The 24691-nt window shown below is 71.1% G+C and carries 27 protein-coding genes; 11 read left to right on the top strand and 16 right to left on the bottom strand.

Annotated features, from left to right (window positions below; genetic code table 11):
* Positions 1-2: 2 nt before the first annotated feature.
* Positions 3-836: an alpha/beta fold hydrolase gene (locus ID574_RS37125; RefSeq protein ID WP_188193682.1), complete on the top strand. Its 834-nt coding sequence runs from the start codon at positions 3-5 to the stop codon at positions 834-836.
* A 9-nt stretch (positions 837-845) separates the two neighbouring features.
* Positions 846-1856 carry a ketoacyl-ACP synthase III family protein gene (locus tag ID574_RS37120; RefSeq protein ID WP_223167466.1) on the top strand — a complete coding sequence of 337 codons (1011 nt, stop codon included), beginning with the start codon at positions 846-848 and terminating at the stop codon, positions 1854-1856.
* Here the strand turns inward: ID574_RS37120 and ID574_RS37115 are convergent.
* Both ID574_RS37115 and ID574_RS37110 read right to left on the bottom strand, forming a co-directional pair.
* Entirely contained in the window at positions 1790-3103 is a 1314-nt protein-coding gene (locus ID574_RS37115; RefSeq protein WP_188193681.1) for an activator-dependent family glycosyltransferase, read from the bottom strand. The two genes, ID574_RS37120 and ID574_RS37115, sit on opposite strands and share 67 nt — an antisense overlap.
* A complete protein-coding gene (locus tag ID574_RS37110) occupies positions 3091-4359 on the bottom strand; it encodes an activator-dependent family glycosyltransferase (RefSeq protein WP_188193680.1) in 1269 nt (422 codons plus the stop codon). Before ID574_RS37110 ends, ID574_RS37115 begins: the two co-directional genes overlap by 13 nt.
* A gap of 96 nt (positions 4360-4455) precedes the next feature.
* On the opposite strand from ID574_RS37110, the gene ID574_RS37105 reads away from it, so the two are divergent.
* Both ID574_RS37105 and ID574_RS37100 read left to right on the top strand, forming a co-directional pair.
* Entirely contained in the window at positions 4456-5511 is a 1056-nt protein-coding gene (locus ID574_RS37105; protein ID WP_188193679.1) for a ketoacyl-ACP synthase III family protein, read from the top strand.
* Positions 5486-5752: an acyl carrier protein gene (locus tag ID574_RS37100; protein WP_188193678.1), complete on the top strand. Its 267-nt coding sequence runs from the start codon at positions 5486-5488 to the stop codon at positions 5750-5752. The genes ID574_RS37105 and ID574_RS37100 overlap by 26 nt, the downstream gene beginning before the upstream one ends.
* A gap of 30 nt (positions 5753-5782) precedes the next feature.
* Here the strand turns inward: ID574_RS37100 and ID574_RS37095 are convergent, their stop codons facing one another.
* The 4 genes from ID574_RS37095 to ID574_RS37080 all read right to left on the bottom strand — a co-directional run bounded on the left by ID574_RS37095 (position 5783) and on the right by ID574_RS37080 (position 8545).
* Positions 5783-6400: an LmbU family transcriptional regulator gene (locus tag ID574_RS37095; protein ID WP_270094315.1), complete on the bottom strand. Its 618-nt coding sequence runs from the start codon at positions 6398-6400 to the stop codon at positions 5783-5785.
* 89 nt (positions 6401-6489) lie between these two features.
* Positions 6490-7485 carry a sporulation-delaying protein SdpB family protein gene (locus tag ID574_RS37090; RefSeq protein ID WP_188193676.1) on the bottom strand — a complete coding sequence of 332 codons (996 nt, stop codon included), beginning with the start codon at positions 7483-7485 and terminating at the stop codon, positions 6490-6492.
* The gene (locus tag ID574_RS37085; protein WP_188193675.1) at positions 7479-8033 is read right to left on the bottom strand and encodes an SdpA family antimicrobial peptide system protein; all 555 of its coding nucleotides are present in this window, start codon (positions 8031-8033) and stop codon (positions 7479-7481) included. The genes ID574_RS37090 and ID574_RS37085 overlap by 7 nt, the downstream gene beginning before the upstream one ends.
* On the bottom strand, positions 8030-8545 hold the full coding sequence (locus tag ID574_RS37080; protein WP_188193674.1) for a sporulation delaying protein family toxin: 516 nt from the start codon (positions 8543-8545) through the stop codon (positions 8030-8032). Before ID574_RS37080 ends, ID574_RS37085 begins: the two co-directional genes overlap by 4 nt.
* A gap of 137 nt (positions 8546-8682) precedes the next feature.
* On the opposite strand from ID574_RS37080, the gene ID574_RS37075 reads away from it, so the two are divergent.
* The 3 genes from ID574_RS37075 (at position 8683) to ID574_RS37065 (ending at position 11038) form a co-directional block, all read left to right on the top strand.
* Positions 8683-9078: a GntR family transcriptional regulator gene (locus tag ID574_RS37075; protein WP_188193673.1), complete on the top strand. Its 396-nt coding sequence runs from the start codon at positions 8683-8685 to the stop codon at positions 9076-9078.
* Between the two features lie 41 nt (positions 9079-9119).
* Entirely contained in the window at positions 9120-10094 is a 975-nt protein-coding gene (locus tag ID574_RS37070; RefSeq protein WP_188193672.1) for a hypothetical protein, read from the top strand.
* Between the two features lie 731 nt (positions 10095-10825).
* Positions 10826-11038 carry a hypothetical protein gene (locus ID574_RS37065; RefSeq protein WP_188193671.1) on the top strand — a complete coding sequence of 71 codons (213 nt, stop codon included), beginning with the start codon at positions 10826-10828 and terminating at the stop codon, positions 11036-11038.
* Between the two features lie 24 nt (positions 11039-11062).
* On the opposite strand, the gene ID574_RS37060 is transcribed toward ID574_RS37065, so the two are convergent.
* The 5 genes from ID574_RS37060 to ID574_RS37040 form a co-directional block, all read right to left on the bottom strand.
* On the bottom strand, positions 11063-12637 hold the full coding sequence (locus tag ID574_RS37060; RefSeq protein ID WP_223167465.1) for a penicillin-binding transpeptidase domain-containing protein: 1575 nt from the start codon (positions 12635-12637) through the stop codon (positions 11063-11065).
* A gap of 65 nt (positions 12638-12702) precedes the next feature.
* On the bottom strand, positions 12703-13362 hold the full coding sequence (locus ID574_RS37055; protein WP_223167464.1) for a lysophospholipid acyltransferase family protein: 660 nt from the start codon (positions 13360-13362) through the stop codon (positions 12703-12705).
* A gap of 300 nt (positions 13363-13662) precedes the next feature.
* Positions 13663-14259 carry an NUDIX hydrolase gene (locus ID574_RS37050; RefSeq protein ID WP_188193669.1) on the bottom strand — a complete coding sequence of 199 codons (597 nt, stop codon included), beginning with the start codon at positions 14257-14259 and terminating at the stop codon, positions 13663-13665.
* A 47-nt stretch (positions 14260-14306) separates the two neighbouring features.
* A complete protein-coding gene (locus ID574_RS37045; RefSeq protein WP_188193668.1) occupies positions 14307-15425 on the bottom strand; it encodes a sensor histidine kinase in 1119 nt (372 codons plus the stop codon).
* 29 nt (positions 15426-15454) lie between these two features.
* Positions 15455-16108: a response regulator transcription factor gene (locus ID574_RS37040; RefSeq protein ID WP_188193667.1), complete on the bottom strand. Its 654-nt coding sequence runs from the start codon at positions 16106-16108 to the stop codon at positions 15455-15457.
* 139 nt (positions 16109-16247) lie between these two features.
* On the opposite strand from ID574_RS37040, the gene ID574_RS37035 reads away from it, so the two are divergent.
* Genes ID574_RS37035 through ID574_RS37020 form a run of 4 tightly spaced genes read left to right on the top strand, consistent with a single transcriptional unit; the run spans position 16248 to position 19760 of the window.
* Entirely contained in the window at positions 16248-16796 is a 549-nt protein-coding gene (locus ID574_RS37035; protein WP_188193666.1) for a hypothetical protein, read from the top strand.
* On the top strand, positions 16793-17851 hold the full coding sequence (locus ID574_RS37030) for a peptidoglycan-binding protein (protein ID WP_223167463.1): 1059 nt from the start codon (positions 16793-16795) through the stop codon (positions 17849-17851). Before ID574_RS37035 ends, ID574_RS37030 begins: the two co-directional genes overlap by 4 nt.
* Positions 17848-18564 (top strand): ABC transporter ATP-binding protein, encoded by a 717-nt coding sequence (locus ID574_RS37025; protein ID WP_188193665.1) that lies wholly within the window; start codon positions 17848-17850, stop codon positions 18562-18564. The genes ID574_RS37030 and ID574_RS37025 overlap by 4 nt, the downstream gene beginning before the upstream one ends.
* A complete protein-coding gene (locus ID574_RS37020; protein WP_188193664.1) occupies positions 18561-19760 on the top strand; it encodes an ABC transporter permease in 1200 nt (399 codons plus the stop codon). Before ID574_RS37025 ends, ID574_RS37020 begins: the two co-directional genes overlap by 4 nt.
* A gap of 356 nt (positions 19761-20116) precedes the next feature.
* On the opposite strand, the gene ID574_RS37015 is transcribed toward ID574_RS37020, so the two are convergent.
* From ID574_RS37015 to ID574_RS36995, 5 genes are all read right to left on the bottom strand, one after another.
* A complete protein-coding gene (locus ID574_RS37015; protein ID WP_188193663.1) occupies positions 20117-21301 on the bottom strand; it encodes an RNA polymerase sigma factor in 1185 nt (394 codons plus the stop codon).
* Positions 21302-21338: 37 nt separating this feature from the next.
* The gene (locus tag ID574_RS37010) at positions 21339-21671 is read right to left on the bottom strand and encodes a YciI family protein (protein WP_188193662.1); all 333 of its coding nucleotides are present in this window, start codon (positions 21669-21671) and stop codon (positions 21339-21341) included.
* Positions 21668-22015: a YciI family protein gene (locus ID574_RS37005; RefSeq protein WP_188193661.1), complete on the bottom strand. Its 348-nt coding sequence runs from the start codon at positions 22013-22015 to the stop codon at positions 21668-21670. Before ID574_RS37005 ends, ID574_RS37010 begins: the two co-directional genes overlap by 4 nt.
* A gap of 70 nt (positions 22016-22085) precedes the next feature.
* A complete protein-coding gene (locus tag ID574_RS60485; RefSeq protein ID WP_223167462.1) occupies positions 22086-22520 on the bottom strand; it encodes a hypothetical protein in 435 nt (144 codons plus the stop codon).
* 85 nt (positions 22521-22605) lie between these two features.
* The gene (locus ID574_RS36995) at positions 22606-24645 is read right to left on the bottom strand and encodes a HelD family protein (protein ID WP_188193660.1); all 2040 of its coding nucleotides are present in this window, start codon (positions 24643-24645) and stop codon (positions 22606-22608) included.
* Positions 24646-24691: the final 46 nt, after the last annotated feature.

The following is a 24691-nucleotide window of genomic DNA, read 5'->3' as shown; positions in this document are numbered from 1 at the left end:
CCATGACCGAGCAGCGCACGTACACGTCCGCGGACGGCACCACCATCACCGCGGAGCGCGTCGGCGAGGGACCCGCCCTGGTCCTGGTGCCTGGCAGCCTGCAGGCCGCCCGTTCCCTGTCCGGACTGGCCGGGAAACTGTCCGGCTCCTACACCGTCCACACCGTCAACCGCCGGGGCCGGCCCGGCAGCGGGCCGCAGGGCGAGGACTACAGTTTCGCCAAGGAGGCTGAGGACATCATCGCCGTCCTCGACGCCGAGCGGGCCGCGGCGGTGTTCGGCTTCAGCTCCGGCGGCCTGGTCGCGTTGGAGACAGCCCTGCGATACCCGCTGGACAAGCTGGCCGTCTACGAGGCGCCGGTGTCCACCGCGGAGCCGGTCCCCGATCCGTGGTATCCCGACTTCGAGCACGCCATGGCCGAGGGGCGGCACCAGCTCGCCCTGTCGATCATGCTCAAGGGGCTGGAGGGACTCGGCTCCGTCAGCCGCATGCCGCTGCCCTTCGTCAGATTCGCCGTCAGCGCGCTGACCTGGACTCAGGACGGCCGCGACATGGTCGCGCTGACGCCGACGTTCGCGGCGGAGTATCACGAGGTCGAGCGGCTGGCCTACACCCCGGGGCGCTACCGGGATACTGGCGCGCGGACGCTGGTCATGGTGGGATCGAAAGTCGAGGAGGAGTATCGGGCAGGGGCCCGGCTCCTGGCCTCCGTCATCGCCGGATCCCGGTCCGTTGAGCTGCCCGGCCTGGGCCACGGTGGCCCTGTGGAGGCTCCCGGCCAGGTCGCGGCGGTGCTGCTGGACTTCTTCGGCGAAGCCGTCCCAGGAGATTCGTGAGGTGAGACCGTGCGGACGTCTGGACTTTTCATCGGTGGCCTCGGGGTGTTCGTGCCGGAGCCGGTGAGCGTGGAGTCTGCGGTCGAGCAGGGGTGGTGCTCGACCGACGAGGCGACGCTGCACGGGATGAGCGGGGCGGCGGTGGCGGGCGAGATCCCGGCGCCGGAGATGGCGCTGAGCGCCGCCCGCGACGCGATCGCCGCAGCAGGCGGCCGGGAGGCAGACGTCGGGATGCTGCTGTATTGCGACATGTGGCACCAGGGCCCCGACGGCTGGCTTCCGCACTACTTCCTGCAGCGGCACCTGGTCGGCGGTCAGGTGGTGGCGATGGAGTTGCGCCACGACGCCAACAGCATGTTCAGCGCGCTGGAACTGGCGGCGACCTATGACCGGGCCGAGCGGCCCGACGTGCTGGTGGTGGCGGCCGACAACTTCGGCACCCCGCGTTTCGACCGGTGGCGCTCGCCCGTCCTGTTCGGGGACGGAGCGGTGGCGCTGGTCCTGAAGCGCGGGCAAGGGGTCGCGCAGGTGCTCTCGGTCGGCTCGTCCGCCGTGCCGGAGCTGGAGGAGGGCAGCCGGTACGGCGAGCCCATGTTCCCGCCCGGCGCCACCACCGGCGCGCGCCTCGACTGGGCCGCCCGAGACGACGGCTTCGTCGGCATGGCTTCGGAGAGGACCGACCTGCGCACCGCCCTGCTCACCACAGAGAAGATGATGCTGCAGCTGGCCAGCCGTATCGTGGCCGAGGCCGGCATCTCCTTCGACGACATCGTCCGGGCGGCCTTCACCAACCTCGCTCCCGACTCCATCGAGCACCGCTGGCTGGAGACGATGCGCATGCCCATGGCCAGGACCACCTGGGACTACAGCCGCGGCGTCGGCCAGCTCGGGGCGGGCGGGCCGTTCGCCGCTCTGCACCACCTGCTCGACACCGGCCAGGTGGGCTCGGGCGATCACGTGCTGCTGGGCGCAGTGGGCAACGGCGTGACGGCCTCGTGCGCCGTGGTGCGGGTGCTGTAGCGGTGCCGCTCGGTGAGCTCTTCGAGGACGGGCACCAACTGGTTGGGTGCCGGCATGCCGAGCATCTCCTGGCGTAGCCGCTCAGCATTCTCGCGGAAGGAAGGCTCCTCCAGCAGACGCTGCAGCAACGCGCGGACCCGGGTCCCGTTGGCTTCGGCTCCGGGCACGGTGAGCCCCGCGCCTTGGGCGGCGAGGTTCGCGGCGAGGGCCGGGGCGTCGAACTGGTTGGGCAGCACCAGCTGGGGCACGCCGTAGGCCAGCCCGGTGAAGACGGTGCCGGGGCCGCCGTGGTTGATCATGGCTGAGCAGGTCGGCATGAGGGCGTGGAGCGGCACGTAGCCGACTACCCGCGTGTTGTCCGGCACCCTGTGCAGCCGCGAGGCCTGCTCGGCGTCGAGAGTGAGCACGATCTCGGCGTCGATGCCGCCCAGCGCGTCGAGCACGTCCTGGACCGGCACGATATAGCCGCCGTACCAGTCGGTGGCCGAGATGCCGAGGCTGACGCAGACCCTGGGCCGCCGGGGCGGCTCCCGAAGCCAGGACGGGACGACGGCGCGACCGTTGTAGGGCACGTAGCGCACCGACAGGCTGTCGACGCCGGGGACGGGCGCAAGCCGCAGGGAGGGCGGGACGTGGTCGACGGTGAAGTGGCCGCGCGTGACATCCTCGGTGAACTCCTCGCCCAGCTTTCGCAGCCGGGCACCCAGCCACAGGGCCAGCGGGTCCTCCCGGTGCTCGGGCGGCTGCTGGTGCATCAGGCTCAGGAAGCGGTCGCGCATCCGGGCGAAGAAGTCCAGGCTCCAGAGGAACCGGGCGTGCGCGGCGCCCGACGCCTTCGCCGCGATCGGTCCGGCGAAGGTAAGCGGTTCCCAGAGCACCAGATCCGGTGACCACCACCGGCAGAAGGCGGTCAGGTCGTCGATCATCGTCTTGTTGATCATGCTCCACCACCAGGGCACGATCTGCCGGTAGCCCTCCCGCAGCGCCTCCCAGGTGAGCCGGTCCGGACGCTCCTCCGTCAGATCGAACTCCTCCTCCTGCGGCTCGCCGCCCGCGGCGAGGATCTCGAAGAAGCGGTGGTCGGTGCCGACCGGAACCGCGGTCAGGCCCGTGCTCTCGATGGCGGTGGTCAGCTTCGGCTGGCTCGCGACCCGCACCTCGTGCCCGGCCGTCCGCAGTGCCCAGCCCAGCGGCACCATGCCCAGCAGATGCGATGTGTCCGAATATGTCGCGATCAGGACGCGCATGTCTCCTCCGTCCGGCTCACCAGCTCCTCGAGCTGCCGGGTCACCTCGTCCGGCGAGGGAGCGGCCCTGTTCTCCCGCCGCAGCTCCTCGGCCCGCTGCCGGAAGGACGGCTCGTCGAGCAGCCTCCGCACGGCGTCGCAGACCGCCGGCCCGGTCACCTCATGGCTGGGGATGGTCAGGCCCGCCCCGTGCTTCGCGAGCCCCTCCGACAGCACCGGGGCGTCGAAGATGTAGTAGGGCAGCAGCAACTGCGGCACGCCGTGCGCCAACGCGGTGAAGACGGTTCCCGGCCCGGCGTGGTTGACCACCACGTCGCAGGTCGCGGCCAGGGCGTTCAGCGGCACGAAGTCGAAGACCCGGGTGTTGGCCGGCACCTCGCGCAGCGCCGCCTGCTGCTCGCGAGGCAGCGTCACGACGATCTCCGCGTCGAGCTCGGCCAGGGAGTCCAGCAACTCCTGCACCGGTACGGCGTAGCCGCCGAGCCGCTCGATCGAGGATGTGCCCAGTGTGAGGCAGACCCGTGGCCGCTCCGGCGGGGTGCGCAGCCAGCGCGGCACCACCGACCTGCCGTTGTAGGGCACGAAGCGCAGCGGCACGTAGTCCAGGTCCACCTCCAGCCGCAGCGACGGTGGCACGTGGTCGATGGTGAACTGTCCGCGCGTCAGTTCCTCCGAGTACGGCACGCCGGCCGCGGCGGCCCGATCGCCGAGCCAGGCGGCAAGCACGTCCACCTGCTCGGCCGGCGGGCGCAGGCCCTTCAGCCGCAGGTAGTGCGCGCGCAGCCGAGCGCACAGGTCGCTGCTCCACACGAAGCGGGCGTGCGCCGCGCCCGACGCCCTGGCGGCGATCGGTGCGGCGAAGGTGAGGCTCTCCCAGATCACCAGATCGGGCCGCCAGCTGCGGCACAGGTCGGTGAGGTCGTCGATCATCGGATCATTGATGATCTTCCACCACCATCGGACCCACTCCTCGTACCCGGCCGTCAGGTACTCCCATGTGAGCTTCTCCGGCCGATCCCCGCTCAAGTCGTAGTCAAGCTCCCGGCTGCCGCTCTCGGCGGCCAGCTGGAGCAGGCGGTGCAGGGTGTGGTCGCGCCCGACGGGCACCGCCGTCAGCCCGGTGCTCACGATCACGTCGGTCAGCGCGGGCTGGCTGGCGACCAGGACCTCGTGGCCGGCGTTGTGCGCCGCCCACGCCAGCGGCACCATTCCGAGGAAATGAGTTTTCTCCTCGTGAGTGGCGAACAGAATACGCACGCGTTCCTCCCGGAGGCAATACCGAATAATACGCGCGGCCTCATTATCTTGAGTGTCGTTGAATCTTCGATAGCCTTTCTTCCGGAGGTGGGGAACATGCGGACGGCTGAATTCTTCATCGGTGGTCTCGGGGTGTTCGTGCCAGAGTCGGTGAGTGTGGAGACGGCGGTCGAGCGGGGCTGGTGCACCGCGGAGGAGGCGGCGGTCCACGGGATGGCGGGCGCTGCGGTCGCGGGGGAGGTGCCGGCTCCGGAGATGGCGCTGAGCGCCGCACGGGACGCGGTGGCGGCGGCCGGTGGCCGGGTGGGCGACGTCGGGATGCTGCTGTACTGCGACGTGTGGCACCAGGGCCCTGACGGCTGGCTGCCGCAGTACTTCCTGCAGCGGCACCTGGTCGGCGGCGAGACGCTGGCGGTCGAGCTGCACCAGGGATGCAACGGGGTGTTCGCGGCGATGGAGCTGGCCGCGGCCTACGACCGGGCCGAGCGGCCCGACGTGCTGGTGGTGGCGGCCGACAACTTCGGCACGCCGCGCTTCGACCGGTGGCGCGCGGCGCCCACCGTCTTCGGCGACGCCGCCAGCGCGGTCCTGCTCACCCGCCGGCCGGGAATCGCGCAGGTGCTGTCGGTCGGCTCCGCGGCGGTGCCCGAGCTGGAGGAGGGGGGCCGGTACGGCGAGCCCATGTTCCCGCCCGGCGCCACCACCGGCGCCCACGTCGACTGGGTCACCCGCGACGAGGAGTACACCCGGCTGGTGGAGAACAGCAGCGAGCTCCGGATCGCCTGGATCATGGTCCAGAAGGTCATGATGCAGTTGGTCGGCCGTGTGCTGGCCGAGGCAGGCGTCCGCGCGGAACAGCTGGCCTACGCCGCGCTCACCAACCTGGCCCCCGACGCGATCGAACACCGCTGGATGGAGCTCCTGCGCATGCCGATGTCCAAGTCGACGTGGGATTTCGGTCGCACGGTCGGCCACCTGGGCGCCAGCGACCCGCTGGTCTCGCTGCACCACCTGATAGTGACGGGAAAGGCGAGGCCGGGCGACCATGTCCTGATGGGCGGGATCGGCTCCGGGGTCACGATCTCGTGCGCGGTGGTGAAGATCCTCGACGTGGAAGGGGCGGAAAATGGCGGAGACACTGACCGAGCGTGAAGTCTCCGCGCGGTTACTCGATTTCATCTGGGAAAGGTTTCTGTACGACGACCCCACCGGGGAGTTCGACGAATCCTCGCCGTTGCTCGAGAGCGGAATTCTCACCTCGCTCAACACGGCGATCCTGCTGAATTTCATCTTCCAGGAATGGGGGACGGTGGTGCCCGTCGAGCAGATCGACCCACGGGCATTCCACACCGTCAGTAGCATCGCCTCGATGTTGTGCGCGAAGGTGGACTGAGCGGTCTCCCCGTCTCGCCGGCGGGACCGCTCAGGTCCGCTCCGCGACCGGAGCCTCGCTCTCGGGCGTCTTGTTACCGATCACCTCTTTCGCGTTGCTCTCCAGAGCCTGGACCATCCAGCTCACCAGATCGCTGTTCTGTAGCTCCGCGGCCAGCTTCCAGCGGTCCAGTTGTTCGCGGCTGGAGGTCAGCTTGACCTTCACGTCCACGGCTCCGCCGTTCGCTTTGCGGGAATCGACCGCTTCGGCTGCCTCGACCACCTCGCCGGCGCCGGCCGCGCGACGCAACTCTCGGCGCAACCGGTTCCTGGACCAGCCGAAGTGCTCGGCGCGCTGCAGCCAGAGGTCCTGATCGGTCTGGCTCAACGCGGCCACCTCGGCGTGGTGGGCGAAGCTCAGCTTGTCCCGGCGCCGGGACAAGCTGAAGCGGCGGGCCACCCACGCGTAGTTGCGCAAGGTCTGGTAGTCGAGCGAGGTCTGCTCGATGGCCATCCGGTAGCGGTCGGCGTACTCCTTCTCTCCGTAGATCAGCCAGTCGCCCAGCCACCAGGCCGAGGAGTCTGAGATGAGCGAGATCTGTTTGCCTATGCGTTCCCATATCGGAAACTCCAGGCGGTTGGGAAACTGCAGGCCCGTTCGCCTCGTCACGACGGACCGGTCGAGGCCTAAGCGCTGACCGGATCCCACGTGTGAGGGGGAACTCTGGCCGTTCCCCGCCAGGCCGTTGACCGAGTGGTTCATGGCACCTCCGCCGCCTTACCGCTGTGGGTCGGTGTTCTACGCGGACTAGGTTCTTGCTGTAGAACCTCCTGCACCGGGCGCACACCGATCGGCGAGCGCCCGGCGAGTAGCACGAATGTCTGCTTGACCTGAACTGCGATGGGCAGGTCAAGCGGTCTCAGATAGAGCAACAGGCAGCCGATCATGACCAGGGCGAAGCTGCCCAGGCCCATCAGCACCGCGATGGACAGATGCAGGGCCAGCCCGGCGGCCAGCAGGTACGGCCGCACCGGCCGCCTGGCCACCAGGCCGAGCACGAGGGCGAACTCGATGGCCACCGAACCCCACGTGAGCATGGTGACGCCGAGCGAGTTGGCCAACACCGGGCCGAGGATCGGCGCGGCCCAGCCCGGCATGCCGAACAGGGGGTCGCTGAGCCAGTAATAGAGGGCGGTGCCGTCCGCCCACTCTTCGCGGCCCAGCTTCGCCATCGAGGCCTGCAGGTAGATGCCCGCGACCTGAATGCGGATCATCAGCAGCGCCGACCAGGCGATCAGGGAGCCCACCACGTCGGTGATCGCCCGCGGCCGCTGCCAGTGCCAGGCCCGCCCATCAGTCAGGGCGATCGGCAGCAGCAACAAAGTGATCACGGTGGCGGCCTGGTCCCCGCCGTCGGGGATGGTGGCGGAGGCCTGGAAACTGACCGTCACCCACCAGTGGGGCAGCGCGGTGTAGCGGGGCCGCCAGCCGGAGGCAGCCAGCAGCAGGATCACGATCGCGATCGGGTGGGCCAAATCGACTTCGACGACGCAGAACAGGCTCGCGCTCGCGAGGCCGCCGCAGAAGGGGAAGTCGGGAATGCCGGCCGCGGGCCTGAACAGCGCCGAGGTGTCGCTGGCCAGCAGGGTGCTGAGCGTGCCGATCGCCACCATGGTCCGGGCCAGGCCGTACACGTTGGTCCAGATGCTGATCCGAACGATTCCGTCGACCAGGGACCCCAGCCGGTTCAGCATCTCACCTCCAGCCGGACCACGGTCGCGGGTATCCGGGTCTTGGCGGCGGCACGGGACCAGGCCCACGGGAGGGGTTCCTGTCTCGACACGCCGAGTTCGCCGCAGAGCAGGGGCTCGGGTGCGGGATTGGTCACCTGTACGGCGGGACCGGCGTCCAGGCACCGCGGGACGACGCCGCTCTCGCAGGCCGACCAGCGGGCCGCCGGTACCGAGGTGGTCAGGATGCCGAGGTCGAGGGCCTGAGCCCGGGAGCGGCGGTCGAAGCCCCACAGGTTGCGCGGCTCCGCGTGCGGGCCGAGCAGAGCCTGCTCCCACGTTCCGGTGGCGGTGCGCCGCCAGACGACCTCCCTCTTCTCTCTGGCGGACTTGGTGAAGAACGCCCAGCCCTGTGGCGCGACCACCTGTGCCTTCTCGGCAACCGACCGCTGGCCGGGCAGTTCCAGCGCGCTTGCCGGCAACTGGGTGACCACGACGTAGATTGCGATGCCTGTCCAAGCGAGACCGATCACGAGCGTCGCCGCTCCGAGCCGGCTGTGGTCGCCGCTCACCGTGCCAGGGTTTCGGCTATGTCGTTCACCCAGCGCTCACGGGCGAGGGTGGTGGTGTGCGCCGCGGCGCGATCCCAGTAGCTATTCTTGTTGACGACCATGTGAGTGGCCTTGAAGAGGTTTTTGTCGACCACGACGAACGCTCCCTTTGCCTGGTTGTCGGGGGCGGGGCCCGCGGCGGCCGCCTTGACCGCCAGATCGTGCGCTGCTGCGGTCGACTGCTCGACTCGGAGCCGGTCGCCGCTTGTAACGTCGTTCTGGAAGCTGACGAAGAAGCCGGGAGCCAGTTCGTCGATTTTCCTGGCGAGCTGTTGCGCGGGCACGGTGTCCCATGATCGTCCCGGCAGGCTCAGCTCGGGATAGCTGTGCGCGACCGGGCCTTCCGCCAGGAACAGGCCTCTGAACAGCTGTTGCCCGTCGAAACGGTCGGGCCTGGTCGCTCCCTCCGCCGTACTGCCGCCGAGGAGGCCGATGACGAGGAAGGTACCCAGGCTCACTTTCGTACGTCGCATCTTCGCTCCAGGTCACAGTGGCGGTCACCAGAAGACTCATTTGTTATATAACTTCTCGAAGAACGTTGTAAACGGGGCCCTTCGGGGGAAGCTGGCACTACTGTCCGTGACGGCAGGAGCTCAAGAAGGAGGCGTTAATGCGCCTGAGCATCGACCCGAGCTCGGCGGAGCCCCTCTTCGACCAGATCGCCAGAAGCCTCCGGCAAGCGCTTGCCTCTGGGGCGCTCCGGCCAGGGGACCGCCTGCCTCCCGCCAAGGATCTCGCGGAGATTCTGAAGGTCAACCTGCATACGGTCCTGCGCGCCTACGCGCTTCTCCGTGATGAGGGGTTGCTGGAAGTGCGGCGGGGCCGGGGAACGGTGGTGGTGTCCCCTTCCGAGAAACAGATTGATCCCCGGTTGTCGCAGGCGGTGGCGCACCTGCTCATGGAAGCCCATCGGGTGGGCCTCACTGAGAACGAGCTGATTCGACTAATAACGCGGAGCTTTCGGGCCAATATCGGATATGACAGTATCTCGGGCGAGGGGGAGTGACATCACCGCGACGGGGAGACAGAGGTATGAGGTCACGCTTCGTGAAGGTTGTGATTCTCATTCCCGCGTCCGTTCACACCGCCACGCTCGCAATCCCCCTCGCGCTCAGGCACCGGTTACCCGAGCCCGTGGCCACGCATTTCACCGATGAGACCCCCGATCGCTCCAGTCACCTCTGGGCCGCCGTCGGGGAGAACCTCATGCTGGGCACCGGGGCATGGAGTGTTCTCGGGCTGCTCGCGCTGCTACGCCACGACGGCTCGATGGGCCGCCGGATCGCGGCCGGACTGGCCCTGGGCATCGTTGTCCTGCTGGATGTGGCGCTCCTCCTGGGCGTCGTGGTGTCCAACCTTGACGCAGCGTCATGGCAGGAGGCGTCCTCGCCGTCCTACGCTCCCACCGTCGCGGTGGGCAGCGGCGTGCTGGCCATGCTGTTCGGCGCGATAGCCGTAAGCCCCCGCAGGCCACAGCCCGAGGAGCGCGAGGAGATACCCGACGACCCCGTCACGGACCCACCCGCGCGAGGACGCACAGTGTGGATCGGCCGGGCGCGAAATCCCGCCTACTTCTGGCGGACCCTCGCCGCCACCTGTCTCATGCTCGTCCTGGCTGCCCTGGGCGTGAGCTGGATGCTGGCCGCCGCCGTCGTCCCCCTGGCCAGCCTCCATTTCTGGAGCGGCGTCACGGCCGTCTTCGACGGATGCCGGCTGACTGTCCGCGGGGGCGTGCCGTTCCTGTTCCCGCGACGTATCACGCTGGAGCAGATCGAGACCGCCGAGCGGGTGGAGATCGATCCGCGCCAGTGGGGCTGGGGGTGGCGCCTGCGCAAGCGGCGCAAGCACGCGGTCGTGGTCAGGAGGGGCGAGGCCCTGCTGGTGGCCCTGCGCGGCGGCGGCGAGTTCATCGTCACCGTGGACGACGCCGCGGTGGGCGCGGCCGAGATCAGGCAGGCGCTGCGGTGCGCGAAGCTCGAACTCCCGCCTGAGCCCCAGCCGACCAGCGCTCAAGAGGAGTGACGGGAAGCGCTCGGGCGAAATGGTGAATTTCATTCAACCACGGCGGGCTTTTGCTACCGAGAAACTCACGTGCACCTGTCTCGCTGGCGGGACAGCGGAATTCACTTGATTGTCCTCGCCCGGGCCGATGGCCAAGAATCCGCCGTGCCTGCCGAATTCCGCGCCCCGGGGGGGCCTGGTGGTGACCGCGGCGCTGGGCGGCCTGGGCCGGACAGATCGTTGAACACGTCTCCGGACAGCCGGAGCCGAAAACAGGAAAGGTCGGTGTCGACATCGGCCGAGACGACGCGACGCGGCTTCCTGGGAGCCGTGACCGTGGTGGGCGCGGCCACAGTACGCGGTCTTCTCCGCCGAGCAGATCGTCCGGGTGGTCAACCGGGCGGTGCGGGCGGGCGAGGGCGCCGACGGGAAGATCAACGAGCCCGCGCCCGACGCCACCCCCTTTCCACATCGCTCCTCCTCCATGATCCAAGTCGTACGCCAAAAACTGTGGCTCCGACTGTTCAATCCCATGATGCGTAAGGAGATCCGCAAGGGCGCCTACACCAAGTCGATGGATGGCCTGATCCTGCTGCACTTCCGCGGTAGGAAGAGCGGGACGCCCTACGAGGTGCCCGTCACGAAGCAGGACTTCAACGGGCGGATCGGGGTGTTCACGGAGGCCGGCTGGCGGGCCAACTTTCCGCGGCGGCGCCGACATCGAGGTGACGGACCGGGGCGTGCGCTCTGCGATGCACGCCCGCCTCGAGACCGATCCCGAGGCACTGGCCGACATCGCGCTCGAGATGATCGAAACGGTGGGACTGGAGGGCGTCGGACGGCTCGGCATGATCGACACCGTGAAGCGCGAGCCCACCCGGGAGGAACTCGCCGAGGCGGCCCGGCGTCACAACCTGGGGATCGTCTTCCTCACCCCGGCGCCGGATCGTTCCAGCCCCGCCTGACCGCCCCGTGAGCCCGTAACCGGCTCACAGGGCCTTGAGGAACTTCGCCGCCAGCGGGGCGGCCACCTTGCCGCCCCCGCCGCCGCCCTCCACGACGACCGCGAACGCCACGTCGCCCCGGAACCCCATGAACCAGGCATGGCTGGGCAGCTTTTCGCCGCTGCCGTACTCGGCCGTGCCGGTCTTGCCGTGCGTGCCGGCGGGCAGCCCCGCCGCCTTGGCGGTGCCCTTGGTGACCACGGCCTCCATCATGGTGTGGAGCTGCTCCTTCACCCCGTCGGGCAGCTTCCGCTCGGAGGCCTGCTGCTTCAGCGAGGGCACCAGCGTCGGCGGGCGCCAGGTGCCGTCGGCGATGGCGGCGGCCACCGAGGCCATCGACAGCGGGCTCGCGGTGATCCGCGCCTGCCCGAACGACTCCGCGGCCAGCTCCGAGTCCGACTCCGCCCGGGGGAAGCTGGCCTCGGTGGCCGGCACCCCGATGTTGAGCGGCTGGTTGAAGCCCACGTCCTCGGCCGCGTCGAGCAGCTTGGCGGCGCCAAGCTTCGCGTGCGCCAGGGGCGCGAAGGTCGTGTTGCACGAATGGGCGAAGGAGTCGAGGAACGACAGCGATCCGAACGCCTCGTTGTCGGAGTTGCGGATCGGCAGGCCGCCGACGTTGGCCCGCTTCGGGCACGTGACCTGGTCCTGTGGCGACATCCCCGCCGCGAGCAGCCCGATCGCCGTGACGGCCTTGAACGTCGAGCCCGGCGGGTAGCGGCCGTCCAGCGCCCGGTTGAAGCCGCCCCGGTTGTTGACCACGGCCAGGATCTCCCCGGTCGACGGCTTGATCGCCACCATCGAAGCCGGCTTCTCCACGTCCTTGACCGCGCCCACCGCCGCGGCCTGCGCGCGCGGGTCGAGCGTGGTCCGCAAGGGCTCGCCCTCTTTGCCCTCGATGGTCTTGAGCGTCTTGCCGCCGAGCTGGATGTCGGTGGACGGGGTGCCCGCCAGCCGCTTCTGGAACGTCTCCTGCAGCCCGCCCCGCCCGACGGCCTGCCCGACCTTGTAGGCGGAGCCCAGCTTGCCGACGTCCTTCTTGGTCGCCTTGTCCAGGAAACCGACGAGCTGCTGCACCGACCCGCCCGCTGTGCCGTCGTCGATGCGGTCGCCCTCGGCGTCGGTGATCTCGGCCCGCTCCGGCCAGCGCGTCTTGATCCCGAACGTCGCCCCCGCCGTCATCGACGGGTGCAGCGTCGCCGGCTTCCAGTCGACCTTCCAGGTGCGGTCGGCCACCACCAGGTCGATCCGGCCCTCGTAGGACCACTCGCCGACGTTCTTCAAGGCCAGGGTGGCGGTGTAGGGGACGCGGGCGGTGCCGTCACCCTCGGTGACCGCGCCGAGACGGACCGTGGTCCGCTCCACTGTGAGCGCGCTGCGCTGCTGGTCGTACGCGTCGAGCGGCTGCGGTCTGGCCAGCTCTCTCGTCATGGCGGCCTTGTCGCCGGCCTGCCACGCGGCTGCGAAACGCTGCGCGGTCTCGGCCGGCGTGCCCCTGGTGTGCAGGAGGTAGTAAGCCCCACCGGCCGCGGCGCCCACCACGAGCACGGTGGCACCGGACACGATCGCGATCGTACGACCCCGCGCCACTGATCAGCCCCCTGGTCTTCGACGACAGATGCCCGAGCTTAGGCCAATCCGTTGGATGCCTTGACGCTGGATGCGTAAACCGGTACGTATTCCTGTCCGGACAGCTTCTGGATGGCGGCCATGATCTCGTCGGTGACCCGCCGCCGGTCGCGTGCCTTGGTGTGGTCGCCCTCGAAGTGCATGGGCTCCCCGATGGAGATGCCGATCTTCGCCGGCCTGGGCACCTTGGCGCCCAGGGGCAGCACCTTCTCGGTGCCCTTGAGCGCCACGGGCAGCACCGGCGCGCCCGTCTTGAGCGTCAGCCACGCCACGCCGATCTTGCCGCGGTAGAGGCGGCCGTCGGGGGAGCGGGTGCCCTCGGGATGGATCCCGAACAGCTCGCCCCGCTCCAGCAGGGCGGCGGCCTCGTCCAGCATGGCCTGTGCGGCGTGCGCGCTCTCCCGGTCGATCGGCAGGCTCCTGCCCAGCCGCATGAAGAAGCCCGAGACCGGGTTGCCGGAGAAGTACTCGTTCTTGGCGGTGAACGTCACGTGCCGCGGCAGCAGCGCGGGCAGCAGGAACGAGTCGAGCACGGACAGGTGGTTGGCGGCCAGGATCGCGGGCCCGCTGCGCGGCACGTGTGCCGCGCCGGAGATGTGCGGCCGGCACATCGCGTGCGTGAGCGGCGTCGCGGCGAACTTGACCACTTCGTAAAGCAACAGGCTCTCCCGGATCATCGGCGGTCGGCCACCCCACCATAAGGCAGGCGTCCCGCCGGATGAGCGAGGCGCCTGGGAAAGCGTGAGGCCGATGTGGCGGTCGCCTCCTCGGCGAGATGCACAACACGGCTCCAGCCGAACGGTATTCCGTGAAGGCGGTAATTTGCGGCCCGGGGGACACTAACCACATCGGCCTCTTGAGTTAAGCACACGGGTTGGCTCGGGAGGTAATCGTGCCTTCCGCATGGGGAGCCCGTGACGCGGCCGGGACGTGGATGGCGTGCCGATCGCGGCGGCCGGTCAGGTCCTCGTCCAGTGGGGTTGGGCGACGTCGAAGACGCGTAGTTCGCGGCCCCGCAGCGCCACCTCCGCGAACTGCCACAGAATCGCCCCCGTCGGCGCGTGGACCACGATCGAGGGCCCCAGCGGCATCTGCAGCAGCTCGCCCTCCCAGCGCGGCACCCCGGGCGCCAGGAACCGCTCCAGCGGCACCGCGTGCAGCGACGCCACCTCCCTCGGATCGGGCACCGGCTCCTGCTGCCCGCCGAACGCCACCACCGGCGTGATCACGAATCCCGAGTCGGTGACGAAGTCGTCCAGCAGCCCCGCCACCTCGACATCCTTGACGCCGGCCTCCTCGGCCAGCTCCCGCAGCGCCGCCTCGACCGGCTGCTCCCCGTCGTCCAGCCGCCCGCCGGGCAGCGCCCACTGCCCGGGGTTGCGGCCGCGCGGGGCGCGCCTGAGCAGGATCGTGTACGGGACCCGCTCGGCGTCCTCCAGCACGCACACGGTGACGGCGGCCCGGAGGATGCCTCCGGCAGGGGGCACCTCCCGGCGGTCGAAGGCGGTCAGCCGGGCGGTGATCTGCTCACGCAGCACGTCAATGGGCGGCAACACGCCTTCAGGATCTCACGGCGGCCTCATCCGGCCCCTCAAGGACTCACTCAACCGCGCGGCAGGCGTACGGTGACCCGGAGCCCGCCCTCCGGCCGCGCCACCGCCCCCACCTGGCCTCCATGCGCGGCCACGATGGCCCGCACGATCGACAACCCCAGCCCCGCCCCCTTGTACGAGCGGACCCGATCTCCCTGCATCCGGCTGAACGGCTCGAACAGGTCGTCCACCTCGTACGGCGGCACCGGCGGCCCGGTGTTCTCCACCGTGATCACCGCGCCTCCGTCGTCCTCCCGCAACGCGAGCCAGATCGCGCCGTCGCGCACGTTGTACTTGGTGGCGTTCTCCAGCAGGTTGAACACGCACCGCTCCAGGAACAGCGGATCCCCTTCGACCAGCACGGGACGCAGGTCCTCGTGCAGCGTGACGGGCCGCTTGCGCGACTGCAGGTCGAGCTGCTCCAGCACCGTCCGCACGACCTGCTCCAGGTCCACCGGCCTGCGCACGGTCAGCTCCTGCTCCGACTGCGCGAGCAGCAACAGGCCCTCGATGAGCCGCTCGTAGCGCGCGTTGGTCCCCAACAGCGCCCGGGCCAGCGCCTTGAGGTCGTCCGACGCCTCCGGCTCCTCCAGCGACACCTCCAGCACCGTGCGGTTGATCGCCAGCGGCGTCCGGAGCTCGTGCGAGGCGTTGGCGATGAAGCGCCGCTGCGCGTCGAACACCCGGCGCAGCCGGTCGAGCATCGCGTCGAACGTGTCGGCCAGCCGCCTGACCTCGTCCGGCGGGCCGCGCAGCCCGATCCGCTCGTGCAGCGTGCCCTCCGACAGCCGCTGCGCGGTCTCGGTCACCCGGTCCAGCGGCCGCAGCGCCCGGTCGGCCACCACGTATCCGAGCACGAGGGCGACGATCCCGACGAGGATCAGCACGATCACCGACGACCGCACGACTCGGCTGAGCACGATCTCGGCCCGGTCGGAGATCTCGCCGGAGACCCTGACGACCTGGCCGGGCGCCGGCGGCAACGGCTCACCCGGCGGCACGGACAGGATCCTGTTGACCCCGGCCACGAACTCCTGGTTCATCGCGTCCGCGGTGATCAGGCAGGTGAGCCAGAGCAGCAGCGAACCGGCCGCCAGGAACAGCCCGCCGTACAGGAGCGTCAGCCGCACCCGCAGCCGTCTCCCCTGCCACCACGACGTCAAAGGCGGTACCCCTTTCCGGGCACGTTCTGGATCGCCGGCGGGAGGCCGAGCTTCTTGCGCAGCGACGTGATCGTGACGCGGAGCGCGCCGGTGCCGGCGTCGGCGTGCTCGTCCCACACGCTCCTGCGCAGCTCACCGGAGGTGACCAGCTCGCCGTCGCGCCGGAGCAACACGTGCAGCACGTCGAACTCCTTGCGGTTCAGCGACACCGCGCGCCCGTCCCTGGTGACCGTGCGGCGGGCCGGGTCGAGCCTGATCCCGGCCCGCTCCAGCGGCGGCTCCGACGACCGCGGCGCGCGGCGGCCCAGGGCCCTGACCCTGGCCACCAGCTCGGCGAACGCGAACGGCTTGACCAGGTAGTCGTCGGCCCCCAGCGCCAGCCCGTCGACCTTGTCGCGGATCTGGCCGGCCGCCGTCAGCATGAGCACCCGGCCGCCCCCGCCGGTGGCGCGCAGCCGCCGGCACACGTCGTCGCCGTGCACCTCGGGCAGGTCCCGGTCGAGCACGACCACGTCGTAGTCGACGTACGCGGCCAGGTCGAGGGCGTCCTGCCCGTCGTAGGCCACGTCCACGGCGATCGCGTGCAGCCTCAGCCCGTGCGCGACCGCGTCCGCCAGCCGTTCTTCGTCCTCGACGACAAGCACCCGCATCGCCGCCCCTTTCCTCGGCCACGAGCGTGACGGATCACCTGTTAGCCGCGGATAAGGGTTTATCCGGTTCTAGCACCCCATGGGCTGGAGTAAGGCCGCGCCTCGGGCGAAGGACCCGCGGCGCGAAGGAGCGAAACCCATGAACATCCGACTGCTGCCGGCCGCCGCACTGCTGGTGCTCGGGCTGGCCGCCTGCGGCGGGGCGAAGGCGGGCGACGACGGCGTGGCCAGCGCGACCGGTGCGAGCGGCGCGGCGACCGTACCCGCCGCCACCTCCTCGGCCTCGCTGGACCCCGGCGAGGCGGCGCTGAAGTTCGCCCAGTGCATGCGGCAGCAGGGCATCGACATGCCCGACCCCAAGCCCCAGGGCGGCGGCATACAGTTCATCCGCCCGCAGGGCGTGTCCGAAGACAAACTCGAAAAGGCCCACAAATCGTGCGAGCACTTCCTGGAGTCGGCCGCACCCGCGGGGGAGACGCCCAGCGCGGAGGACTACGACCGGATGGTCAAGTTCGCGCAGTGCATGCGCCAGCAGGGCATCGACATGCCGGACCCCAAGCCGGGCGAGGGGATGCGCATCCGGATGAAGGGCGGCTCGAAGGAGAAGCTCGACGCCGCGCACAAGGCCTGCGAGCAGTTCCAGCCCGGCGGCAAGGGTGACAAGGTCACCAGCGGAGGCAAGCCGTGAGGAAAGGCCTCCTGCTGGGCGGCGGCACCGTCCTGGCCGTCGCCGCCACGTGGACCGCGGTGGCCGTCATGAACGACGGGAGCACCGGAGCCGCCGTGCCGGCCGTGCCCCCGGTCCCGGCCACAGCCGAGATCACCAGGCAGGACCTGGTGGAGACCAAGACCGTCGAGGGGTCGCTGACGTACGCGGGGGAGCGGCAGCTCACCTCGGGCGCCTCCGGCACCGTGACCTGGGTGGCCGCCGAGGGCGCGGTGATCAGGCGCGGCCGGCCGCTGCTCAAGGTCGACCGCAAGCCGCTGGTACTGATGTACGGCGAGCTGCCGCTCTACCGCACCCTGCGCCTCGGCATGTCCGACGGCCCCGACGTCGATCAGTTGGAGCGCAACCTGAAGGCGCTCGGCTACGGCGACTACCTCACCGTGGACGACCACTTCAGCTACGCCACCCAGCAGGCCGTCAAAGAGTGGCAGGACGACCGCGGGCTGGAGGAGACCGGGCAGGTGGACGCCGCCCAGGTGGTGTTCCAGCCCGCCGCCGTACGCGTGACCGAGGCCAAGGCCGCCGTCGGCCTCAAGACCGCGCCGGGGCAGCAGGCGCTCACCGTCAGCGGCATCCGCCGCCTGGTGCACGTGGACCTCGACACCGACGACCAGTCGCTGGCCCGCAAGGGCGCCGAGGTCACCGTCACGCTCCCCGGCGGCGAGCAGGCCGGCGGCACGGTCACGTCGGTCGGCACGGTCGCCGAGGTCACCGGCCAGGAGCCGGACGCGAGCACCACCATCGACGTCGACATCACCCTCGCCAAGCCGCCGAAGACCAAGCTGGACCAGGCTCCGGTCGAGGTGGAGATGCAGAGCGAACGGCACGAGGACGTGCTCGCCGTCCCCGTGGAGGCGCTGCTGGCACTCCGCGAGGGCGGGTTCGGCGTCGAGGTCGTCGAGGGCGCGGCCACGAGGATCGTGGCCGTGGAGACGGGGGCGTTCGGCGGCGGCCTGGTGGAGATCAAGGGCGAGGGCCTGGCCGAGGGGATGAAGGTCGGGGTGCCCGCCCCATGACCGGCATCGTCGAACTGGTGGCCGTCACCAAGACCTACCCCGGCGGCGTGCACGCGCTACGCGGCGTGGACCTGACCATCGCCCGCGGCGACCTGCTGGCGATCGTCGGCCCGTCCGGATCCGGCAAGTCGACCATGCTGCACATGATCGGGACGCTGGACCGGCCCGCCACCGGCACCGTACGCGTCGCCGGACACGACGTCGCCGCCCTGTCCGATCGCGAGCTGTCCGCGCTGCGCTCCCGCCACCTGGGGTTCGTCTTCCAGCAGTTCCACCTGGCGCCCGGCGTCAGCGCGCTGGACAACGTGGCCGACGGCCTCCTCTACACCGGCACCAACCGCCGCGCCCGCCGCGAGCGCGCCGCCGCCGCCCTGGAACGCGTCGGACTCGGCCACCGGCTGGGCCACAAGCCGTCCCAGCTGTCCGGCGGCGAGCAGCAGCGGGTGGCGGTCGCCCGCGCGGTGGCCGGGGACCCGCCGCTGCTGCTCGCCGACGAACCGACCGGCAACCTGGACTCCTCGGCCGGCGCCGACGTGCTCGCCGTCCTGGCCGGCCTGCACGAGTCCGGCACGACGGTCGCCGTCATCACCCACGACGCCGAGATCGCCAGCTGGTGCCATCGCCAGGTACGCCTGCGCGACGGCCTGATCGTCGACGGCCACGACCACGACGACCGGGGGCCGGTCGCGCTGCTGAAGGGAGCCGGACGATGAGCCGGCGCACCGGGCTCACGCCGGGGCGGCTCGGCCCCGGGGACGTGCTGCGCGTCGGTGCCGCCGGGCTGCGGGCCCGCCCGGCCCGGGTGATCCTGTCCGCGCTCGGCATCGCCATCGGCATCGCGACCATGATCGCGGTGATCGGGATCTCGTCGTCCTCGCGCGAGCAGCTCCTGCGCCAGCTCGACGAACTCGGCACCAATCTGCTGACCGTCACGCCGGGCAAGACGATGTTCGGCGACGACGCCAAGCTGCCCACCACGGCCCTGGCCATGGTCCAGCGCATCCGGCCGGTCCGCACGGCGGCCGCCACCGGAGCCGTCGAGGCGAGCGTGCGGCGTAACAACCACATCCCCGAGACGATCACCGGCGGCATCTCGGTGCAGGCGGCCAGCACCGGCCTGCTCACCACATTGGAGGGCGCCGTGGTCAAGGGCGCCTGGCTGAACGACGCCACCGCCGCCCAGCCGGCCGTCGTGCTCGGCGCCGAGGCGGCCAAGCGGCTCGGACTGACCAGGACCGGCGTGCAGGTGTGGATGGGCGGGCGCTGGTTCACCGTCATCGGGATCCTCGGGCCGATGCCGCTCGCACCGGAGATCGAACGCTCCGCGCTGGTCGGCTTCCCGGCCGCCGAAGAACTGCTCGGGTTCGACGGCTCACCGACGACCATCTACGAGCGCTCGTCCGACGAAGCGGTGGAGTCGGTGCGCGCGGTGCTGCCGCGCACGGTCAACCCGGACAACCCGGAGGAGGTCACGGTCAGCAGGCCGTCCGACGCGCTGGAGGCCAAGGCCGCCGCCGCGGGCGCGTTCACCAACCTGCTGCTCGGGCTGGGCGCGGTGGCGCTGCTCGTGGGCGGGGTCGGGGTGGCCAACACGATGGTCATCTCGGTGCTGGAACGCCGCAAGGAGATCGGCCTGCGCCGCTCGCTCGGCGCCACCCGGGGGCAGGTGCGGCTGCAGTTCCTGGCGGAGTCGCTGCTGCTGTCCGCGCTCGGCGGGGTGGCGGGCGCGGTGCTCGGCGCGCTGGCCACCGCCGCGTACGCGCTGTCGCGGGACTGGCCGCCCGTGGTGCCGCCGTGGGCGCTCGGCGGCGCGGTCGCGGCGACCCTGCTCATCGGGACGGCGGCGGGCATCTACCCGGCGATGCGCGCGGCCCGCTTGTCCCCGACGGTCGCCCTGTCCACCACCTGACCGGCTCCGACGCCCCGCTTCGCCAGCCAGCATCCCACGAGCCCTCGCCCCGCTGCCGTGGACCCGGACCTTCCCTCTCACCACGACGCCCCGCCATCGACGGGACGACCGGAACCGCCAGCGCGCTGGCTGGCACCGGCCGGCGGCGGCCACGGCCCGCGTGGGCGCCGGGCCCCTGTGAGTGGTTTGGGCCCCGGTGAGGCGCTGGGTCGTGCTGTGAGGCGCCGCGTGCTCTGAGGTCCAGGCCGTGGTGTGTGGTGCCGCGAGCCTGCGGTGTGGTGCGGGCCGTGGTGTGTGATGTGCCGGGTCATGGGCGAGCGTCGGGCAGAGGTGGGCGGTGGGTCCGGCGGGGCGGGCTATGGGCTGAGGGCGTCCTGGGCCGCGAGGCGGCGGGAGCGGAGGAACTCGCGTTCCGGCGTCGTCCCGACGAGCTCCAGCGCCCGGCCGTACTCCGCCACGGCCTCCTCCATGCGCCCCAGGCGGGTCAGCAGGTCGGCGCGGGTCGCGGGCAGGAGGTGGTGGCGCGGCAGCGCGTCGTCCAGGCCGGCGAGCAGGTCGAGCCCGCGCTCGGCGCCGTACGCCTCCGCCACCGCGACGGCCCGGTTCAGCCGCACCACGGCCGACCCCGTCAGCAGCTCCAGCAGCTCGTACAGCTGGGCGATCTCACCCCAGTCGGTGTCCTCGGGGCGGGCGGCCGAGGCGTGCTCGGCGGCGATGGCGGCCTGCAGCAGGTACGGACCCGGCGGGCCCGGCGTCAGGATGGACAGCGCCTCGGCGATCTCGTCGTGCCGCCACAGCGACCGATCCTGGTCCGGCAGCCGGACGATGCGGCCCTCGGCGTCCAGGCGGGCGTCCCTGCGGGCGTGGTGCAGCAGCATCAACGCCAGCAGGGCGCGTACCTCGCTGTCGGCGGGCATCAGCTCGGCCAGCATCCGGGCCAGCGCGATGGCCTCGGCTGCCGGTTCGTCGCGGATCAGCCGCTCGCCCTCGGTGGCCTTGTATCCCTCCGTGAAGATGAGGTAAATGACCGCCAGCACGCCGTCGCGCCTCTCGGCGAGCTCCGCGTCCGACGGCACCCGGTACGGGATGCCCGCGTGGCTGATCTTCTTCTTGGCGCGGGTGAGCCGGGCCGCCATGGTCGCCTCGCTCACCAGGAACATGCGCGCGATCTGCCGCGTCGTGAGCCCGCCGACACAGCGCAGCGTCAGCGCCACCCTGGCCTCCATCGACAGGGCGGGATGGCAGCACGTGAAGATCAGCCGCAGCCGGTCGTCCGACGGCCCCGGGGTCTCCTCGACGATCAGCAGCGGCAGCTTGCGCGCCGCCACCTCCGCCCGCCGCAGCCGGTCGTACGCGCGCCGGCGCGCCGCGGTGAGCAGCCACGCCGGCGGGTTGTCCGGCGCCGGCGGCCACGCCGATACCGCCGCCGTGAACGCGTCCTGCAGCGCCTCCTCGGCCAGGTCCAGGTCGCGCAGCTCGGCGGTGAGCAGGGCGAGCAGGCGCGCCCAGTGCTCCCGGTACGCCTGCTCGACCGCGTTCATCGGCCCCACCCCGCCTCGGGCCACGACCGATCGGTGGTCATCCCATCTGCTCCACCACCGGCCGCACCTCGACGATGCGCTCCGGGCACGCCTTGGCCAGGCCGATCGCCTCGTCCAGGTCGCGGGCCTCGATCAGGTAGAAGCCGCTCAAGTGCTCGGCCGTCTCGACGAACGGCCCGTCCGCGCGCAGCACCTCGCCGGACCGCTTGCGCAGGGAGACCGCCCGGCGCGGGCCCGTCAGCTCCTCCCCGTCGAGGTAGGCGCCACGGGACTTGAGCAGCTCGATGAAGGCGCCGTGTGCGGCGTGCCGCTCGTCGCCGGAGCCCGGCCGGTCGCCGTCGTCGCCGTACATGAGCAGCAGGTATCTCACGGCGCCTCCCCGGCGGGCACCGGGCGGATCTCGACCTCGTCGGACGGCATCGCCGTCGCCAGCTCGATCGCCTCCTCCAGGCTGCCGGCCTCGACCAGCACGTAGCCGGAGATCTGCTCGACCGTCTCCGCGTAGGGGCCGTCGGTGACGAGGATCCGGCCGCCGTCCTTCCTGATCGTGGTGGCGGTGGAGGAGTGGGCCAGCTCGTTGCCGCCCAGGTGGGCGCCGCGTTCGTGGAGCATCCGCTCGAAGGCGCCCCATTGGGCGTAGACGCGCTCGCGTTCCTCTGGCCCCGCCTCCGCCCAGGGGCGTTCGTCGCCGACGGCGAACAGCACATATTTCATGATTGCTTTCCCTCCTTCTCGCAACCATGACGCGCGACGCGGGCCGGAATCGACAGCGGGCCCGAATATTTCAGGACAGCAGGCTCTCGAGGACGGCGCTGAGGATCGTACCGATGATCATGCCCACGCCCGCCGCCACGGCGGCCCATTTGCCCAGCGGCTCGCCCTTCGTGTGACCGACGATGCCCAGCACGATGCCGGCCAGGCCGAACAGGACCGGGCTGAACAGTACGGACACCGCGGCGCAGACCAGCCCGACGACCGACAGGACCTGGTCGGTCACGCGCATCCGGTAGGGAGGGCGCGGGCGGGGCGAGGGCAGCGTCCAGGCATCGTCGCGGGCGTCCGGCTCGTCGCCTGGAGAGGCGTCCGGCTCGTCGCCTGGAGAGGCGTCCGGTGCGTCGCCCGGAGAGGCGGCTGATGCGTCGTCTGGAGAAGCGCCGGGTGTGTCGTCTGGAGGGGCGTCCGGGTCCTTGCCGGGGGGCGGGTCCTGCGCAGAGGTCACGAGCGCTCCTCTTGAGACGGGAACCACATCACACACCCAAGCCCGTGGACCTGTCGAGCCGCAGCAACCAGGACATCTGCCCATTTCAGGCCGCTTGTTCCGAACGTGAAAGCTCGCGGGGGAGCGGGCGCGTGTGAACGACGTCGAGCCGGGAGACCGCCCGCGTGAGGGCGACGTAGAGGCGGTTCAGGCCGCGCCGCTCCGCCTCGGCGATGGCCGCCGGCTCGGCCACGACCACGTGGTCGTACTCCAGGCCCTTGGCCAGCGACGCGGGCAGCACGCTGAGCCGCCCGCCGAGGTCGAACCCCTCGTCCCACAGCGCGGACGTCAGCGCCTCGACGTCGGCGTCCGCCGCGATCACCCCGATCGACCCCTCGAACCCGAGCGCGTCGCGCACCGCGGCGACCACCCCCTTCTCCAGGCCGGCCACCTTGGTCACGCGCAGCCTGCCGTCCGATCGGTACGAGCGGGTCGGCGGCACCTCCACGTCGAGCGCCGCCAGGAGCGCGTTGGCCATCTCGACCACCGCGCCCGGCACCCGGAAGCCGGTCGTCAGCGCGATCACCTCGCCGTCCGGCTTGCCGAGCAGCGCCATCCGCTCCGGCCACGACGTGGCCGCCCACGGCGTGGTGCCCTGGGCCAGGTCGCCGAGCACGGTGAGGGAGCCGTGCTCGCTGCGCCTGGCGACGGCCCGGCACTCCATGGGGGACAGGTCCTGGGCCTCGTCCACGATGACGTGGCCGTAGCCGCGCGGGCGTTCGATCAGGGCGGCGAGCTCGTCCAGCAGGACCAGGTCGGCCGCGGTCCATTTGGCGCTCTTGTGGCTGCGCGGCGGCCTGGCCCAGGTGATCGCCACCCGCTCCGCGTCCGTGAGCAGGCCCTCCGCCGGGTCCGCCACCACGGCACGCGACAGGCCGCCGTCGGACGCGCCGCCGTCGGAGGGGCCGCCGTCGGAGGGGCCGCGGAGGACCTCGTACAGGACCTCCTCGGGTTTGACCGGCGGCCAGAGGGCGTCCAGGGCGGGGGTGACGGCGCGGGCCATCCTGCGGGTCCAGGCCGCGGTCGCGGTCTGCCCGCGGGCCTCGGCCTGGCGTCGGATCGAGGCCACCACCCGGGCCCGCACCCGCTCCCGGCCCACGCCGTACGGGATGGACTCGCTCCGGGCGTCGTCCACGATCCGGCGCAGCTCGTCCTCCCGGACCCGCCACCGGTAGGAGCCGTCGGCCACCGCGACGGGCTCGACCGGCTTCCTGATCCGCCCGTACAACGCCCTGCGCAGCACCTTCGCCATGCGGGCGTCGTGCTTGACGACCGCGGCCGCCTCGCTGTCGGTCCCGGTGACCGGGACCGTGGCGAGCAGCCGCTCCAGCGTGGTCTGCTCGACGTCCACCTCGCCCAGCGCGGGCAGCACCGCGGAGATGTAGCCGAGGAAGGCCCGGTTCGGGCCGAGCACCAGCACGCCGGCGCGCTGCAGCCGCTGGCGGTGGGCGTACAGCAGGTAGGCGGCCCGGTGCAGGCCGACCGCGGTCTTGCCGGTGCCCGGCGCGCCCTGGACGCAGATCGAGGTGTCCAGCTCGGCGCGGACCAGGTCGTCCTGCTCGGGCTGGATGGTGGCGACGATGTCGCGCATGGGCCCGACGCGAGGGCGTTCGATCTCGGCGGCCAGGAGCCGGCCCCCGCCCTCCTCGCCCTGTTCGAGCCGCTCGTCCTCGTACGAGGTCAGGGTCATGCCGGACCAGCCGAAGCGGCGGCGCACCGCGACGCCCTGGGGGTCGCGGGCACTGGCCCGGTAGAACGCCCGCGAGACCGGCGCCCGCCAGTCGATCACCACGGGCGGGCCGCCGTGCTCGCCGGTGATGTGCCGCCTGCCGATGTGGTACGCGCGCCCCCGGTGCTCGGCCGAGCTCTCGCCGAAGTCCAGCCGGCCGAAGAACGGCGGTCCCTCGGGCTCCTCGCTCAGCTCCTTGGCCAGGCTCTTGAGGTGGCGGCCCAGCCGCTCGGCGCTGTAGCGGTCGCCGGCCACGGTCTCACCGATGATCACGTTGTTCCGCGCGCCCTCGAGCATCCTGCGCAGCCCCGCCTTGCAGCGTTCGACGTACTGCCGCTCGTCGTCGAGCGTCCCCATCGCACCTCCCCGATTCCGTTAACTCGGTTAAGAGATTAACCAGGTT

This window comes from Nonomuraea sp. SYSU D8015 (assembly GCF_008065375.1).
Classification (GTDB): Bacteria; Actinomycetota; Actinomycetes; order Streptosporangiales; family Streptosporangiaceae; genus Nonomuraea.
The sequence above is the reverse complement of the archived record's forward strand: the minus strand, read 5'-3'. Positions and strand labels throughout refer to the sequence as shown.